General features: G+C 64.3%; 14 protein-coding genes. 9 read left to right on the top strand and 5 right to left on the bottom strand.

Annotated elements, in window-relative coordinates:
* Positions 1-79: 79 nt before the first annotated feature.
* Both Q7P63_04905 and thrB read left to right on the top strand, forming a co-directional pair.
* Positions 80-1360 carry a glucose-1-phosphate adenylyltransferase gene (locus Q7P63_04905; GenBank protein MDP0499422.1) on the top strand — a complete coding sequence of 427 codons (1281 nt, stop codon included), beginning with the start codon at positions 80-82 and terminating at the stop codon, positions 1358-1360.
* A gap of 172 nt (positions 1361-1532) precedes the next feature.
* Entirely contained in the window at positions 1533-2045 is a 513-nt protein-coding gene (gene thrB / locus Q7P63_04910) for a homoserine kinase (GenBank protein ID MDP0499423.1), read from the top strand.
* 3 nt (positions 2046-2048) lie between these two features.
* Here thrB and Q7P63_04915 read toward each other — a convergent pair whose 3' ends face one another.
* Positions 2049-3002, bottom strand: coding sequence for a hypothetical protein (locus Q7P63_04915; GenBank protein ID MDP0499424.1), 954 nt, complete (start codon positions 3000-3002; stop codon positions 2049-2051).
* Between the two features lie 146 nt (positions 3003-3148).
* Between Q7P63_04915 and Q7P63_04920 the strand changes: the two genes are divergently transcribed.
* Both Q7P63_04920 and Q7P63_04925 read left to right on the top strand, forming a co-directional pair.
* Positions 3149-3706 carry a transcriptional regulator gene (locus Q7P63_04920; protein MDP0499425.1) on the top strand — a complete coding sequence of 186 codons (558 nt, stop codon included), beginning with the start codon at positions 3149-3151 and terminating at the stop codon, positions 3704-3706.
* 1 nt (position 3707) lies between these two features.
* On the top strand, positions 3708-4118 hold the full coding sequence (locus Q7P63_04925; GenBank protein MDP0499426.1) for a DUF393 domain-containing protein: 411 nt from the start codon (positions 3708-3710) through the stop codon (positions 4116-4118).
* 54 nt (positions 4119-4172) lie between these two features.
* Here the strand turns inward: Q7P63_04925 and Q7P63_04930 are convergent, their stop codons facing one another.
* Positions 4173-5171 (bottom strand): DNA topoisomerase IB, encoded by a 999-nt coding sequence (locus Q7P63_04930; protein MDP0499427.1) that lies wholly within the window; start codon positions 5169-5171, stop codon positions 4173-4175.
* 137 nt (positions 5172-5308) lie between these two features.
* Here Q7P63_04930 and Q7P63_04935 point away from each other — a divergent pair, with 137 nt between their 5' ends.
* The 5 genes from Q7P63_04935 (at position 5309) to Q7P63_04955 (ending at position 10402) form a co-directional block, all read left to right on the top strand.
* Entirely contained in the window at positions 5309-5548 is a 240-nt protein-coding gene (locus Q7P63_04935; protein MDP0499428.1) for a FeoA family protein, read from the top strand.
* Positions 5549-5571: 23 nt separating this feature from the next.
* A complete protein-coding gene (gene feoB, locus Q7P63_04940) occupies positions 5572-7764 on the top strand; it encodes a ferrous iron transport protein B (GenBank protein ID MDP0499429.1) in 2193 nt (730 codons plus the stop codon).
* 20 nt (positions 7765-7784) lie between these two features.
* The gene (locus Q7P63_04945) at positions 7785-7979 is read left to right on the top strand and encodes a FeoB-associated Cys-rich membrane protein (GenBank protein MDP0499430.1); all 195 of its coding nucleotides are present in this window, start codon (positions 7785-7787) and stop codon (positions 7977-7979) included.
* 57 nt (positions 7980-8036) lie between these two features.
* Entirely contained in the window at positions 8037-8792 is a 756-nt protein-coding gene (locus Q7P63_04950) for an RsmE family RNA methyltransferase (protein ID MDP0499431.1), read from the top strand.
* Positions 8793-8875: 83 nt separating this feature from the next.
* On the top strand, positions 8876-10402 hold the full coding sequence (locus Q7P63_04955) for a pyruvate carboxylase subunit B (protein MDP0499432.1): 1527 nt from the start codon (positions 8876-8878) through the stop codon (positions 10400-10402).
* Positions 10403-10485: 83 nt separating this feature from the next.
* Here the strand turns inward: Q7P63_04955 and Q7P63_04960 are convergent, their stop codons facing one another.
* From Q7P63_04960 to Q7P63_04970, 3 genes are read right to left on the bottom strand one after another with little or no spacing between them, the layout of a single operon-like run.
* The gene (locus Q7P63_04960; GenBank protein ID MDP0499433.1) at positions 10486-11673 is read right to left on the bottom strand and encodes a glycosyltransferase; all 1188 of its coding nucleotides are present in this window, start codon (positions 11671-11673) and stop codon (positions 10486-10488) included.
* Positions 11670-12899 (bottom strand): glycosyltransferase, encoded by a 1230-nt coding sequence (locus Q7P63_04965; GenBank protein MDP0499434.1) that lies wholly within the window; start codon positions 12897-12899, stop codon positions 11670-11672. Before Q7P63_04965 ends, Q7P63_04960 begins: the two co-directional genes overlap by 4 nt.
* Positions 12896-14200 carry a beta-ketoacyl-[acyl-carrier-protein] synthase family protein gene (locus Q7P63_04970; protein MDP0499435.1) on the bottom strand — a complete coding sequence of 435 codons (1305 nt, stop codon included), beginning with the start codon at positions 14198-14200 and terminating at the stop codon, positions 12896-12898. The genes Q7P63_04965 and Q7P63_04970 overlap by 4 nt, the downstream gene beginning before the upstream one ends.
* Between the last annotated feature and the right edge of the window lies 1 nt (position 14201).

The following is a 14201-nucleotide window of genomic DNA, read 5'->3' on the forward strand; positions in this document are numbered from 1 at the left end:
GATCGCCCTAGCGGTCACCCAACTACCTCAGCTAGAGCCCACAATCCCCCTTACGCCCCTCATGCGTCAGAATTCTCCGATGAAAACCCGCGTGATTTGCGTTGTCATGGGCGGCGGTCGCGGTACCCGACTGCACCCGCTCACGGCAGAACGCTGCAAACCCGCGGTTCCCCTGGCTGGCAAGTATCGTTTGGTCGACATCCCGATCAGCAACTGCCTCAACTCCGGCCTCAACAACATTTTCGTGCTGACCCAGTTCAACACGGCCTCGCTGCACCGGCACATCCAGGACAGCTACAAATTCGACCCCTTTGGCGGCGGCTTTGTGGACATCCTCGCCGCCGAGCAGACGATCCGGGGCGATAACTGGTATCAGGGCACGGCCGACGCCGTGCGCCAGAACCTGCACCACTTCAACATGTCGGACAACGATCTGGTGCTGATCCTCTCCGGGGATCAGCTCTACCAGATGGATTTCCACGACCTCATCACCCAGCACCTCGAGTCGGGCACGGACATCACCATCGCCGCCAAGGCGATGCGCACCCACGAAGTCCACGGCCTCGGCCTCATGCGCGTGCGGGACGATTTGACGATCGAGGAGTTTGTCGAAAAGCCGACCGACCCGAAAATCATCGAAGGCCTCGCCGTGGGCGAAAGCATCGCGGCCAACCTCCAGACCGATGGCGACGCCAAGTACGTGCTCGCGAGCATGGGCATCTACTGCTTCAACGGCAGCGTGCTGCGCAAGGCGCTGGACAACCACCTGACCGACTTCGGCAAGGAGATCATCCCCCACCTGCTGGGCGAGCTGAAGCTGCGCGGCTACGTGTTCCAGGGCTACTGGGAAGACATCGGCACGGTCAAGTCGTTCTACGAGGCCAACCTCGCTCTGACCGACGTGGTGCCGCCCTTCAACTTCTTCGATCAGGAAAACCCGGTCTACACCCACGCCCGCTACCTCCCGGCCTCGAAGATCAACGGCGCCACCTTCACCTCCTCCATCATGGCCGGCGGCTCGATCCTGACCCAGGCCACGATCAAGCGTTGCGTCATCGGCGTGCGCTCGGTGGTGCGCGAAGGCAGCTACCTCGAGAATGTCGTGATGATGGGCTCGGATTACTTCGAGACCGACGCTGAAAAGCAGTCCCTCCAAGGCACCGAGCTGCCCAAGATCGGCGTGGGCAAGAACTGCCACATCACCAATGCGATCATCGACAAGAATGCCCGCATCGGCGACAACGTGCGCCTGAGCCCCGAAGGCAAGCCCGACCTCTTCAAGCAAGGCGACGTGATGATCCGCGACGGCGTGGTCATGGTCCCCAAGGGCGGGGTCGTGCCCAGCAACACCGTCATCTAAGCGCGCACGGTCTTTATCTGGAACAGGAGTTAAAAAGAGTTCAAAGGAGTGATTCTGCGATCAGAATGAGGTTTTTGGGCAGAACGGCGTTGTCTTCTCGATCCTCCCTCTATTTTTGTCATTCCTCTCTTTTTAACTCCTTTTAACTCCTGTTCCATTTACCTGTCTACCCATGAGTGAGTCGCGAAATCTGGTGCTGATCGGCATGGCCGGGGCCGGGAAATCCACGGTCGGCGTGCTGCTGGCGCGGGAATTGGGGTTCGACTTCATGGATGTCGACATCGAGATCCAGAACCGCTACGGCGAGCGCCGCCTGCAGGAGATCGTCGACGAGGTGGGGCAAGACAAGTTTCTCGACATCGAGGCCGACGTCTGCGCCTCCCTCAACCCCCGCCGCACCGTCATCGCCACCGGCGGCAGCGTGATCTATCGCGACCGCGCGATGAAGCACCTCCATACGCTCGGCCCCATCGTGTGGCTCCGCGTGCCGTTGCCCGAGATCGAGCGCCGCATCGCCGCCTTCCCCCAGCGCGGCCTTGCGATCAAGCCGGGCCAGACCATTGCTGACCTCTTCAACGAGCGCGAACCGCTCTACTCCCATTACTCCGACTGGGTCGTCGATTGCTCCGACCACATTGAAGCCGTCGTCGCCGACATCCGGCAACGTATGGAGCAGCAGGGTTAAGCGCTACCCGAGCAAGTAGCCGTAGCGCAGGCGCTTGAACGTTTCGAGCTGCCATTGCACGAAGCCGTGCGAAAGCTGGGGTGAGCGGTAGACCTCTCGCGCGCTGGCCGAGGCTTCCGCTTCCAGGCCCATCTTCCACAGGCACCAGGCCTTGGCCATGGGCAGGATCGCTTGCCCCACCTCGTCGAGGAAGGTGGCCGACCACGCAAACGCCGCCTCGACCTCCTCGCGCGTAAAGTCGCCAAAGTCGCTCACGTGCGGCAAGTCGGCCGGAACCGCCTGTTTGCAGGCGAAACTGACCGTCGTACCATTGGGGACTTGGTAGACAGGCTCGAAATAGTCCCGCAGGCGATGCATGAAGACCTGGATAAACGACTCGGTGTGCCACAGGTAGTCTTGATTGACGAGCATTGCGCCGGGCAAGAGGCAGGGCATGAAGCTGTGCACCGTGTGGTCGGCAATCGCGATCGACTTCCATACATCGTTGATCAGCAAAGCAATCGGCTGTCCTGTCCAGGGCTCGACTTCGAGGTCGGCCGCATGGGAGTCGATGTACGGTGCGTATGCGCCCACCCATTCGCGGAAGAGCGGCTGAAAATCATCCCCCGGCTTCATCCCCGCCGCGCCGGGCAAGTCGGAGACCCATGCGTCGAAGCTCTTCAGCCATTTGAAGGCGTCGTAGGCGTGAATCCGCAGGTCGTGTGGCATACGAGGTGTCGCCGTCGGGTTGCTCAACAAGCCCCGCGCCGCCGACCGGGCAAACGAACCCAGCCACGAGCCGAAGTCGACCACTTGCCCTCGCGAAAAATCCAGGCGCGAGGCCAGCCACTCGACGTAAAGCTGCTCTTCAAAGCTCGTCGCGCCGAGATAACTCTCCCGCGTAGGCAGGCCGAGGGCTTCGATAAAACCGACCGCCTCACGCGGCAAGGGCTGATGCAAGGCATGAAGGGGCGTCACTAGGGAAGAAAAAGCATGCATGGATCGGGGGCCCGGATGGGGAAAGGCCATTCTTCACGCGCGAACGACCGGAGGTCAACCAGCGGAGCCCGCTGTGGGGCGAATATCCTTGCGAATTCCAGTTTTCAGTATTTACTGAAAATACGATGAGTAGCTCTACCGATACCCCAGCGACCGCCTCCTGCGACTTCCAACGTGTGCGCGACGACTTTGTGCGCAGTTGGGGGGCGCTCGGCACGTCGTGGGGCATCAACCGCACGATGGCGATGATCCACGCCCTGCTGCTCATCTCGCCCGAGCCGGTCTGCACCGACGACGTGATGGAGGCCCTGCAGATCAGCCGAGGCAACGCCAATACCAACCTGCGCGAGCTGGTAAGCTGGGGGCTCGTGCATCCCGAGGTGATCCCCGGCCAGCGCAAGGACTACTTTGTGGCGGAGAAGGACGTGTGGAAGATCTTCTGCATCGTCACCCGCGAGCGCAAACGGCGCGAGACCGAGCCGGCGCTGCGCGTGCTGGCCGACTGCGCCGACCGTAGCGAACAGTTCGACACCCCCGAAGGCCGCGAGTTCCACCGCCAGATCAACGAGCTGGCCAAGTTTGTGGAGCTGACCAACGGCATCATGGAGCGCGTCGCCCGCAGCGAGCAAAACCAGATCCTGCCGCGCATATTGCCACTGTTGAAGTGGGGAGAGGGTAAATGAGATGATGAAATTGCTGGTATTCTACGACCAAGACTGTGCGTTTTGCCGCAAGTGCAAAAACTGGCTCATCCGCCAGCCCGCCTACCTCGAGCTGGAGCTGCTCCCCGTGCAGGCGCGCAGCGTGCAGATGGCCTACCCCGAGCTGGCCGAACACGACGCGAGCGAAAACATGATCGTGATTAGCGACACCGGCCTCGTCTACACCGGCGACGACGCCTGGATCACCATCCTCTGGGCTCTCAAGGACTGGCGCGACTGGGCCAACCGCCTGCAGCAACCGGCCCTGCGGCCCCTCGCCCGCCAATTCTGGCAACTCGTGAGCCAAAACCGCTACGCTCTCAGCGCCCTCCTGCCCGAAAAGGCCACCGAAGAAGAGCTGCGAGAGCACCTCTCCGAAGTGCAGCTGGTGTAGATCGCCTCCACACGCCGCAGGGTGGGGCAGGGCAACCGTTTCGCTGAGCCGCTTCTATCCGCCCGCCTGCTGCAAGAAGGCCAGAAAGCGTGCTTCGTGGGCGCGGAGGTGACGATGCTTCTCCTCGACGGTAACTTCGGGCAGACAGCCGTCGTTTTCGTAGGAGGCGAGCAAGGCGGGGTGGATGTAGTATTTGCGGCAGGTGGCCGGGCGGTTGTGCAGCTCCTGGGCCACCGCCTTGACCGTCTCGACTACCGTCTTTTTGCGAGCCGTCTTGCCTTCCTCCCGGCAATCGGCACCGCTCAGGCGGTCGTAGGCAAGGGTGCTGGCGTACCAGGTGCGCAGGTACTTCGACGATAGCCAGTCGCCCGCCAGCTCGTGCAGGTAGGCATTGACGTCGGCACTGTCGACGGGGTGCACGCTGCCGTCGGCCTCGCGAAAGGTGAAGAGCCGCTGGCCGGGCAAGTCGTGGCAGAGGCTGATGACCTTGGCCACGCGGCGGTCGTCGAGGTCGATCGTGGTTCCGACCCCCGATTTGCCGACAAATTCGAGGTGGATGTGGTAGCCTTCTACCTCCGCGTGGTCTTCGTCGAGGGTCGTGAGGCCGTGGCTCTGGTTCTCCTGGCGATAAATCTCGTTGCCCACCCGGATGCCGGTGCGGTCCATCACACGCAAAAGGGCCGCGATCACCTTGCGGCGGTCGAGCTCCGGGCGGCGCAAATCGGTCTGCAGGCGCTGGCGCAGGGCCGGCAGCACCTCGCCCACCTCGCGCAGCCGCTCAAATTTGCGGTCGTTGCGTTTCTGGCTCCAGTCGGGGTGATAGCGGTATTGCTTGCGCTGGCGGGCATCGCGCCCGGTGGCCTGCAGGTGTCCGTTGGGCAGGGGGCAGATCCACACGTCGCGGTAGGCAGGCGGGATGGCGAGCGACTTGATGCGCTGGATAACTTCGCGGTCCCGGATCCTCTCCCCCCGCTCGTCGAGGTAATAAAAACCCTTGCCTGCCCCCTTGCGGGTAAAGCCCGGCTGGGAATCGCTCACGTAGACCAGTTTCACGTCTGCCAGCCTCTGCAGATCGCGGGCCAGAGTCCGGCAGAAGAGGGACCGCAGGGGAATGTAAAATTCTGATAAGAATGAATCTCAATTTTACTTTGACCCTTTAGAACCGGCTGCTAGGGTGCCCATCTTGCTCTATGAGCGTATCCCAGCTGTGTCTACATCAGGTTGAGCCAGGTCAGGAAGCCATCATCGAGGCGCTGACCTTGGACGAACGTGAGTCCATCCGGTTGATGGAGATGGGCTTGCTGCCTGGCACCCATATCAAGGTCATCCGTTATGCCCCGCTTGGCGACCCGATGGAGGTCGAGGTGCGAGGCTATTACCTTTCGCTGAGGCGGCGGGAAGCATCGGGCATCTCCGTGCGCTTCGTCTAGCGCCCAGCTTTTGCGATTTTCCCATGGCGGCTCCTACACCCACCCTTTCTCCCGAAGATCCGAACGCTTCACCGGGCGCCCAAGCGGCCGACGCCCAGGCTAGCCGGCTTTTTGCGCTGGTGGGGAATCCCAATTCGGGCAAAACCACGCTCTTCAACGCGCTGACCGGCCTGCGCCAGAAGGTGGGCAACTATCCGGGCGTAACGGTGGAGCGCAAGGAGGGCATCTGCTACTCGCAGCATGGCCGCCCGATGCGGATCGTCGACCTCCCGGGCTCCTACAGCCTCAGCGTGCGCTCGCCAGACGAGAAGATCATGCGCGACGTGCTGCTGGGCCGCCGGAGCGACATGCCGGCGCCCGATGCGGTGATCTGCGTGATCGACGCCAGCAACCTCGAGCGCAACCTCTACCTCGCCACCCAGGTGATCGAGATCGGCCTGCCGACGATCCTGGTGCTCAACATGATCGACGTGGCCGAGCGCCGGGGCATCCGCGTCGATACCGAAAAGCTGAGCCACCGCCTCGGCGTGCCCGTGATCCGGTGCGCCGCCGCCAGCGGCAAGGGCGTGACGGAGCTGAAGCTGGCCATGAGCCGTGCCGACCTCCCGTCTTCCAGCCTGCGCCTGCCCGTGCCGGAGCTGATGCAGGAGGCGATCAAGGAAATTGCGCCCGTGCTCAAGCGGGGGGCGCGCCCGCATCAAGGCCTGGCCCGGGCAGAAGCCCGCCTGCTGTTGGCCGACATCGACCATTTTGACCCGACCGACGCCGGCCCCGCCTCGACGCGCATCCAGCTATGGGTGCAGCGCCTCGACCGCGAGCTGCCGGGCTGGCGCTCCGAGCGCATCACGCAACGCTACGCCCAGATCGGCGACCTGATGCGCGAGACGGTCCACCGCTTCAACCCGAACCGCAAGAGCATGACGGAGCGGATCGACAAGGTGCTGCTCCACCCGGTGGGCGGCATCGTCGTGCTCTCCTGCGTGCTCACCCTGCTTTTCTACAGCGTCTTCCAGCTGGCAGTGCCCTTCATGGACGCGATCGACGGCCTGGTCGGCGCGGTGGGTGAATGGGCGGCCGCTATGCTGCCCGAGGGTGCCTTGCGCGGCCTGATCGTCGACGGCATCATCGCCGGCGTAGGCGGCGTGGTGATCTTCCTGCCGCAGATCCTGCTGCTCTTTTTCTTTATCGCGCTGCTGGAGTCGACCGGCTACATGGCACGCGCGGCCTTCATGCTCGACAAGCTGATGAACAAGGTGGGGCTGCATGGCCGCAGCTTCATCCCCCTGCTCTCCAGCTACGCCTGTGCGGTGCCCGGCATCATGGCCACACGCACGATCGAGAGCGCCAAAGACCGCCTGGTGACGATCCTCGTCGCGCCGTTCATGACGTGTTCGGCCCGGCTCCCGGTCTACCTGGTGCTGATCGCGGCCCTTTTCCCCGAAGGCGAAGGCACGGCGCTGCAGCGTGCGCTGATCATGTTTGGCCTGTACATGCTCGGGACGGTCAGTGCGCTGCTCTTTGCGTTGATTTTCAAGAAGTTCCTCTTCAAGGGGCAGACGCCTAGCCTCGTGATGGAGCTGCCCTCCTACAAGTGGCCGCAATGGGGGCAGATCGCGCGCGAAATGTTCGACCGTGCGGTCATCTTCCTGCGCCGCGCCGGTACCGTGATCTTTGCGCTGAGCATCGTGCTGTGGTTTGGCATGAACTACCCGCAGACGCCCTTCAGCGAGGAAATCCCCGAAGGGGCGACCGAAGAGCAGGTGGCGGAGATCGAGGCGCACCACGCGCAGGAGCACCTCGCCAACTCCTTTGCCGGTCGCCTCGGGCACACGCTGGAGCCGATCTTCTCCCCCCTGGGCTACGACTGGAAGATCAACATCGGCGTGATCGCCAGCTTTGCCGCCCGCGAAGTCTTCGTCTCGACCATGGCCATCGTCTACAACGTCGAAGACGGCGGCGAAGACACCGATTCCCTGCTCGACAACCTGCGCAACCAGAAGCGGACCGACGGCTCGCCCGTCTTCACCCCGCTGACTTGCCTCAGCATCATGGTCTTCTTCGTCTACGCCCTGCAGTGCCTCAGTACGGTGGCGGTCGTCAAGCGCGAGACCCAGAGCTGGCGCTGGGCGGGCTTCCAGGTCGTCTACATGTTTGCGGTGGCCTGGATCGCCGGCGCGCTTGTCTTCCAGCTCGGCCAGTTGCTCGGCTTCCAATAACCCCGTATCTTTACCTTGTCATGCCGACCGACCTCCAAAGCCTGCTGATTTACCTCATTGTGGCCACCGCCGTCGTCTGGCTGGTGCGCGGGCTCATCTTCCGCAAAAAGAAGGCCTGTGGCGGAGGCTGCGGTGGTGACTGCGCGGCGCCCGTGAAGCGCAACCCCGTGATCGAAAAGGCCGTCCAGCGCCAGCAAAAGCCGGGCAGCAAGTAAACTTTGCACGCCCCTATTTCCTCGCGCTTGGGCCACCGTTTTCAACAATAGCGCCGCATGGAAGATTGGCCCGATTTGCGCGTCTACCAGCCTGAATTGCCCGCCGAGGGTGGGCCGCAACGCTTTGCCCTCAGCGCGGAAGAGAGCCACCACCTGGTAAAGGTACGCCGCGCACGCGAAGGCGAGCCCGTCTTGCTGCTCGATGGCAGCGGGCATCGCTGGCTGGGCACGCTGACGGTCGCCCACGCGAAGCAGGCGGAGGTGGAGGCGCGGGCGATTGCCTCCCTGCCGGTGCCGCCGACCCGGGTGATTGTGGGCCAGGCGCTGCCCAAGGGTAAAACGATGGACAATGTCGTCCACCGCGCCGCCGAGCTGGGCGTGGCCGTGCTGGTCCCGCTGGCGACCCACCACAGCGAGGTGTCGCTGGACGCCAAGCGGGCCGACAGCAAGGTGGAGAAGTGGACGGCAGTGGCCATCGAGGCGCTGAAGCAGTGCGCCAACCCTCACCTGCCGGAGATTCCGCCCGTGCAGTCGCTGGAGGCGTTTTTGCAGGCGCAGGCCGGGGCGGAGGTCAAGCTGGTCGCGGCTCTCACCCCCGAGACGCGCCCGCTGTTGGAGCTGATGCAGGCCCTGTCGCCGCGCCCGGGCTCAATCGCCCTGTTGGTGGGGCCGGAGGGCGATTTCTCGGATCGCGAGTATCAGCAGATCTTTGCCCACGGCTACCAGCCGGTGAGCCTGGGGCCGCGCATTCTGCGGGTAGAGACGGCCTTCGTCAGCGCGGTGAGCGTCATTCAGGCCGCGCTCGGGCAATAAGATTCATTTCTTTCGCGTTTTCTGTGCATTAGCGGCTCGAATTAGGTTGAGTACCGCAAATTGACAGCTTAGCCTGCCTGTAAATGCCACAGCCAGTCACTTTCAACAATACCGTGTTGCGCGACGGCCACCAAAGCCTGGCGGCCACCCGGATGCGCACCGAGCAAATGCTGCCCGCCCTCGCCGATCTCGACGCCCTGGGCTTCGGCGCGCTCGAAACGTGGGGCGGCGCGACCATCGACGCCGGGCTGCGGTTCCTGAACGAATTCCCGTTCGACCGCCTCGACCGCATCAAGGAAGGCACGCCCAATACGCCGCACATGATGCTGCTGCGCGGCCAGAACATCGTCCAATACGCCAATTTCCCTGACGACGTGGTCGAAGCCTTCGTCGAGCGCTCCGCCGCGCACGGCATGGACATCTTCCGCGTGTTCGACGCGCTGAACGACCCGCGCAACCTTCAAGCCGCCGTCAACGCGGTGAAGAAGGTCGGCAAGCACGCCCAAGGCACGCTCTGCTACACCACCAGCCCCTTCCACACGGTCGAAAAGTTCATCGAGCTGGGCGAGGAGATGGAGAAGATCGGCTGCGACTCCATTTGCCTCAAAGACATGGCGGGCCTCATCCCCCCGCACCGCACCAAGCTCATCGTCGAAGGCCTCAAGAAGCGCGTGAAGATCCCCGTGTGGGTCCACACGCACGAAACGGCCGGCCTCGGCGGCGCCACCTACTACGCCGCCATCGAGGCGGGCGCGGACGCGGTGGACTGCTCGATCACGCCCTTTGCCAACGGCACGGCCCAGCCCGACACCGTGCGCATGATGGCCATGCTCGAAGACCACGCGCGCCGTCCGGACTACGACATGAAGCGCCTGGAGCGCCTGCGCGAGCACTTTACCAAGGTCTACGGTGAGCTCAGCTCCTTCACCCAGCACCAGAACGAAGTCGTCGACAGCGACGCGCTCGTCTACCAGGTGCCCGGCGGCATGCTCTCCAACTTCCGCAACCAGTTGAAGGAGCAGAAGATGGAAGACCGCTTCGAGGAAGTATTTGCGGAAATCCCCCGCGTGCGCGAAGCCCTCGGCTGGATCCCGCTCGTCACCCCCACCTCGCAAATCGTGGGTGTGCAAGCCATGCTCAACGTCAAGTTTGGCCGCTGGAAGAACTTCAGCCCGCAGGCGATGGACATCGCGCTCGGCTACTACGGCCAGACGCCCGCGCCGGTCGACCCCGAGGTGCAAAAGCTCGCCTCCGAGAAGGCCAAGAAGCCGGTCATCACCGAGCGCCCGGCCGACCTGCTCCAGCCGCGCATGGAAAAGCTGCGCGAAGAGCTGAAGAAGGAAGGCCTGCCGACCAACGACGAGCATTGCGTGATCTGGGCCATGTTCCCGCAAGAGCTGAAGAAGCACTACGCGAGCAAGAACGCGCCCAGCCAGCCGACCACCGTCAGCATGGCCACGCCCGCCGCTGCCGCACCGGCTCCCGCTCCCCAGGCCGCGCCGGCCCCGGCTGCCACTGCTCCGGCCCCCGCCGGCGGTGCCAAGTGGAAGAAGATGCGCCTCAACATCAACGGCCACGCTCTCGAAGCCACCGTCGAAGAGATCAAGTAGGCGCCTGCGCGCAGTCCAGGTTTTGCAGTTTCAAGACGAGTGCCCGCGTGGCGCTCGTCTTTTTTGTTGCAGCACCGGTTGGCTCAGGCAGACACAGTCCCCGCCAGTCGTTGAGCAAGGTGGGCGACGTTTTGGCGAGCGTCGAAGTGGGTGCGGGCCCAGCTCTGGCCGTTGGTGTGCAGCTTTTCGGCGAGGGCGGTGTCGTGGGTTAGGCGGGTGAGCGCAGTGGCAAGATCGTCGACCGTTTCGGCGAGCAGCCCGTTTTCCTCCGGCACGATGACTTCGGCCACGCCGCCGACGGGAGTCGCGACCACAGGGACGCCGGCGGCGAGGGCTTCGCCGATGATGTTGGGCAGGCCCGCGCGGTCGCCCGAGGCGGCAACGACGCCGGTAAAGAGCAGCACATCGGCCCAGGCGAGGGCTTCGGCCACGGTGGCAAAGGGTTGGGCGCCGGTCAGTTGCACCTCGGCGGTGAGGTCGCGTTTCTGAAGGTCGGCGGTCAGGGCTTGGTGCAGCGGGCCGCCGCCGATGATGCGGGCCGTGAAGGGCACGCGTTCGCGCTTCAGGCGGGCGTAGACTTCCAGTTGGCGCGCATAGCCCATCTTTTCGACCAGACGGCCGACGCTGAGGATGCGCAAGGGGCGGCGCTCAGGGCGCACGGGTGTGACGACAGGCCAGTCCACCAAGCCGCGACGGATCAGCCACACGCGCTGCGGGTCTGCGCCGAAGGCGATCAGGCGTTCGTGCCCGGCTCCGGTGCTGGTGCGGATGCCTTCAGCGGCGGCGATCTTGGTGGGCAGGAGGGCGTCGCCGCCGTCTTCAAAAAGGTCGTAGGCGTGGCCGCCGAAAGAGTAGGGGGCGCCGGTCAACTCACGGGTCAGCCACAGGGCCGTCGTCGGCGCACTGGCCCAGACGGCGTGGCGCAGGTCGGCTGCGGCCCATTCGTGGGCGTAGCGCAGACCGGCCGCGAGGCCCAGCCATTGCTCGCCCGCGTTGATCAGGTTGGGCAGGGGGCTTTCGAGCAGCGTCCGCAAGGGCCGCGTGAGTGCCTTCGGGTTACGCCACAGCCAGCCAGGTAGGCGGGCGATGGCTTCAGTGATGCCGCGCAGGCCAAAGCGCTCGATCGGCACGCCGTGGAAGCTGTCGCTACCGCCCCACAAGGAGTAGAGGCGCAGGGGGCGGCCTTGCTCGATCAGGGCCTCGATCTCACGCTGGACAAAGGTCTCCGTCGAGACGGGAAAGGTGGTGAAGACGAAGACCCAGGCGCTCATGAAACGGCGGCGACCGGCGCCAGCTCGTGGGCGGTGGCGGCGCGCTTGGAGCGCACGCCGAGCATCTCGGCGATGTCGTGCAGCAGGTCTTCCGGGCGGTCGTCGGCGCGGAGCTGGCGGAAGCGGTGCAGCAGGCGCTGGTAGTCGCCCGGACGGTCGAGCCAGCGGGCGAGCAGCTTTTCCAGCTCTTCCTCGTTGTGGACGAGTTCGCCTGCGGCCTGCGCCTGGAAGTATTGCACCGTGAGGCGTTCCTGGGGCATCATGCCACCGAGGGTGTGGAAAACGACGGGGCAGCCGGCCTGCAGAGCTTCGGCGGCGGTATTGGCGCCGCCACGGGTCACCACGCAGTCGGAAGCGCGCATCAGCTCGGGCATGCGGCGGCTGAAGCCTTCGAGGTGCAGCGCCAGTTGCGGGTGTCGCTGGTGCCAGGCACGCACTTGTTCGCACGCTTTCTCGTTGCGCCCGCAGACAACGATGGCCTGCACGCGGTCGGCGAGGGGGAGGAGCGAGCGCAGGAAACGCAGGTGGTGAGATGCGCCTTGGCTACCGGTGGAGATGAAGACCGTAAAGCGCTCGGGGTGCAGGCCGAAGCTTTGGCGTGCGGCCTTTTTCTCGACCAGGCTGTAGGAGCCGCCGAGAGCGCGGCGCGGGAGGAAATTGGTGAGCACGCTGGCCTTGTCGGCCGGGACGCCCAGCTCGATCGCGTGCATGCGGGCGGCGTTGGTGCGGGCGACAAAGCGGTCGACGCTCGGCTCGGCCCAGTTGACGCTGAAGCCGCGTCCGCCGCTCCATTCGCCGCAGTAAGTCATCGTGCGCACACTGTCGCCGAGGACTTTACGGGCATCCTGGAAGTAGCCCCGGTTGGTGCAGTCGTGCAGGGAAAGGACGAGGTGGGGGCGATAGCTTTGGAGCAGCTCGCGATAATACCGGCCGCCGTAGGAGACGGATTGGCTGTGCGTGGCCGTAAACAGCTCGACGATTTCCCAATACAGGTTGTGGGCGATGGGCCCGTGCCGCTGGATCTGGTTGTAGAGCCACACGCCAAAGGCGCCCAAGCGGCTGCTGTTCTCGATGATCTGCTCCTGGCGGACTTCAAATTGGTCCGGGTAGAGCTCCTCGACCCAGTTGCGAAACGCTTCTGCCCTACGGTCATGACCACTACCGGTCGATGAGCTGAGGAGCAGGATGCGGCGGCGGTTGTCTGGGCGAGCGTGCGATGGGTTCATGAGAGAAGAGCTGCGTGATTGGTTTTACCACGACCCAGAACCAGACAGACATTAGCACCGCCGAAACCACTGCTGTTCGTCAAGACCAAATTCGGTTGGGCGTCTTTTGTCTGTCGAATAATGTCGAGCCCTTCGGCTTCGGCATCGAGTTGAGAGATATGGGCTGAGCCGGGCATAAAGCCCTCGTTGAGAGCGAGGACACAGAAGGCGGTCTCCATGATGGAGGAAAGGCTGAGGCCGTGGCCGGTGAGGGCCTTGGTGCTGCTGATCGAGGGGCCATGCGCGGTGCCGAAGATGGCTTTGAGGGCCTTGCATTCGGCGGCATCGCCCACCGGGGTGGAGGTGGCGTGGGCGTTGACATAGTCGATCTGCCCGGGCGTGACTTCGGCGCGGGCGAGGGCCATTTCCATCGCACGCCGCAGGCCGTCGCCGTCAGGGTGGGGGGCGGCCACATGAAAGCCGTCGGTCGCCTGTCCCCAACCGTGGATTTCGGCCAGTTCGGGTGCGCCACGGGCGGCGGCGGCTTCGCGCGATTCGAGCACCATGGCCACAGCGCCGCCGGTGCCGACAAAGCCGTCGCGGCCTTGGTCGAAGGGGCGGGAGGCGAGATCCGGATCCGTTTGGCGGGAGAGCACGCGCATGCCGGCAAAGGGCGCGATGGTCTCGCGATTGCAGTCTTCCGCGCCCACTACGATCATGCGGTCCTGGCGGCCCAGGGCGATTTCTTCAAAGGCGTAGCCCAAGGCATGGCCGCTGGAGGCGCATGCCGAGACGAAGCCGGTGGAGGCTCCCCGGATGCGGTGCAGCGCGCAGAGGTTGAAATTGAGGGTGCCTGCGATCGAGGCTACGATGCCGAGCGGCGAGCAGCGCATGGGGCCAAAGCGGTCCATGCGCGTCATGTGGTGGTGCACCATCATGGTCGAGCCGGCGGAGGCGGCAAAGAGACCGGTGCGCGGGTTCGAGACCTGGTCGGCATCCAGCTTGGCTTCTTCGATCGCTTGCTGGACGGCGTAGGCGGCATAGATGCCGTGCGGGGCGAGGCCGCGCAGTTGCTCCAGGCGCAGCTTGAGCGATGCCGGGTAGGTCCAGTCTTCCTGATCTGCCGAATCGGTGTTGAAGCCTTCGACCGGCGCGGCGAGCGCGATGGGAATCTTCGGATCTTCGAAGGGCGGGAAGGGCCGGATACCGTGCTCCATCCGCCGCAGCCGGTTCGAGACGGAGCTGCGGTCGGTGCCGAGACAGGTCGCCCAGCCGAGGCCGGTGACCACGACGGGCTGCAGAGCTTGGTAGCGAGGGTTCAAG

The organism is Verrucomicrobiota bacterium JB022, assembly GCA_030673845.1.
Classification (GTDB): domain Bacteria; phylum Verrucomicrobiota; class Verrucomicrobiia; order Opitutales; family Oceanipulchritudinaceae; genus WOUP01.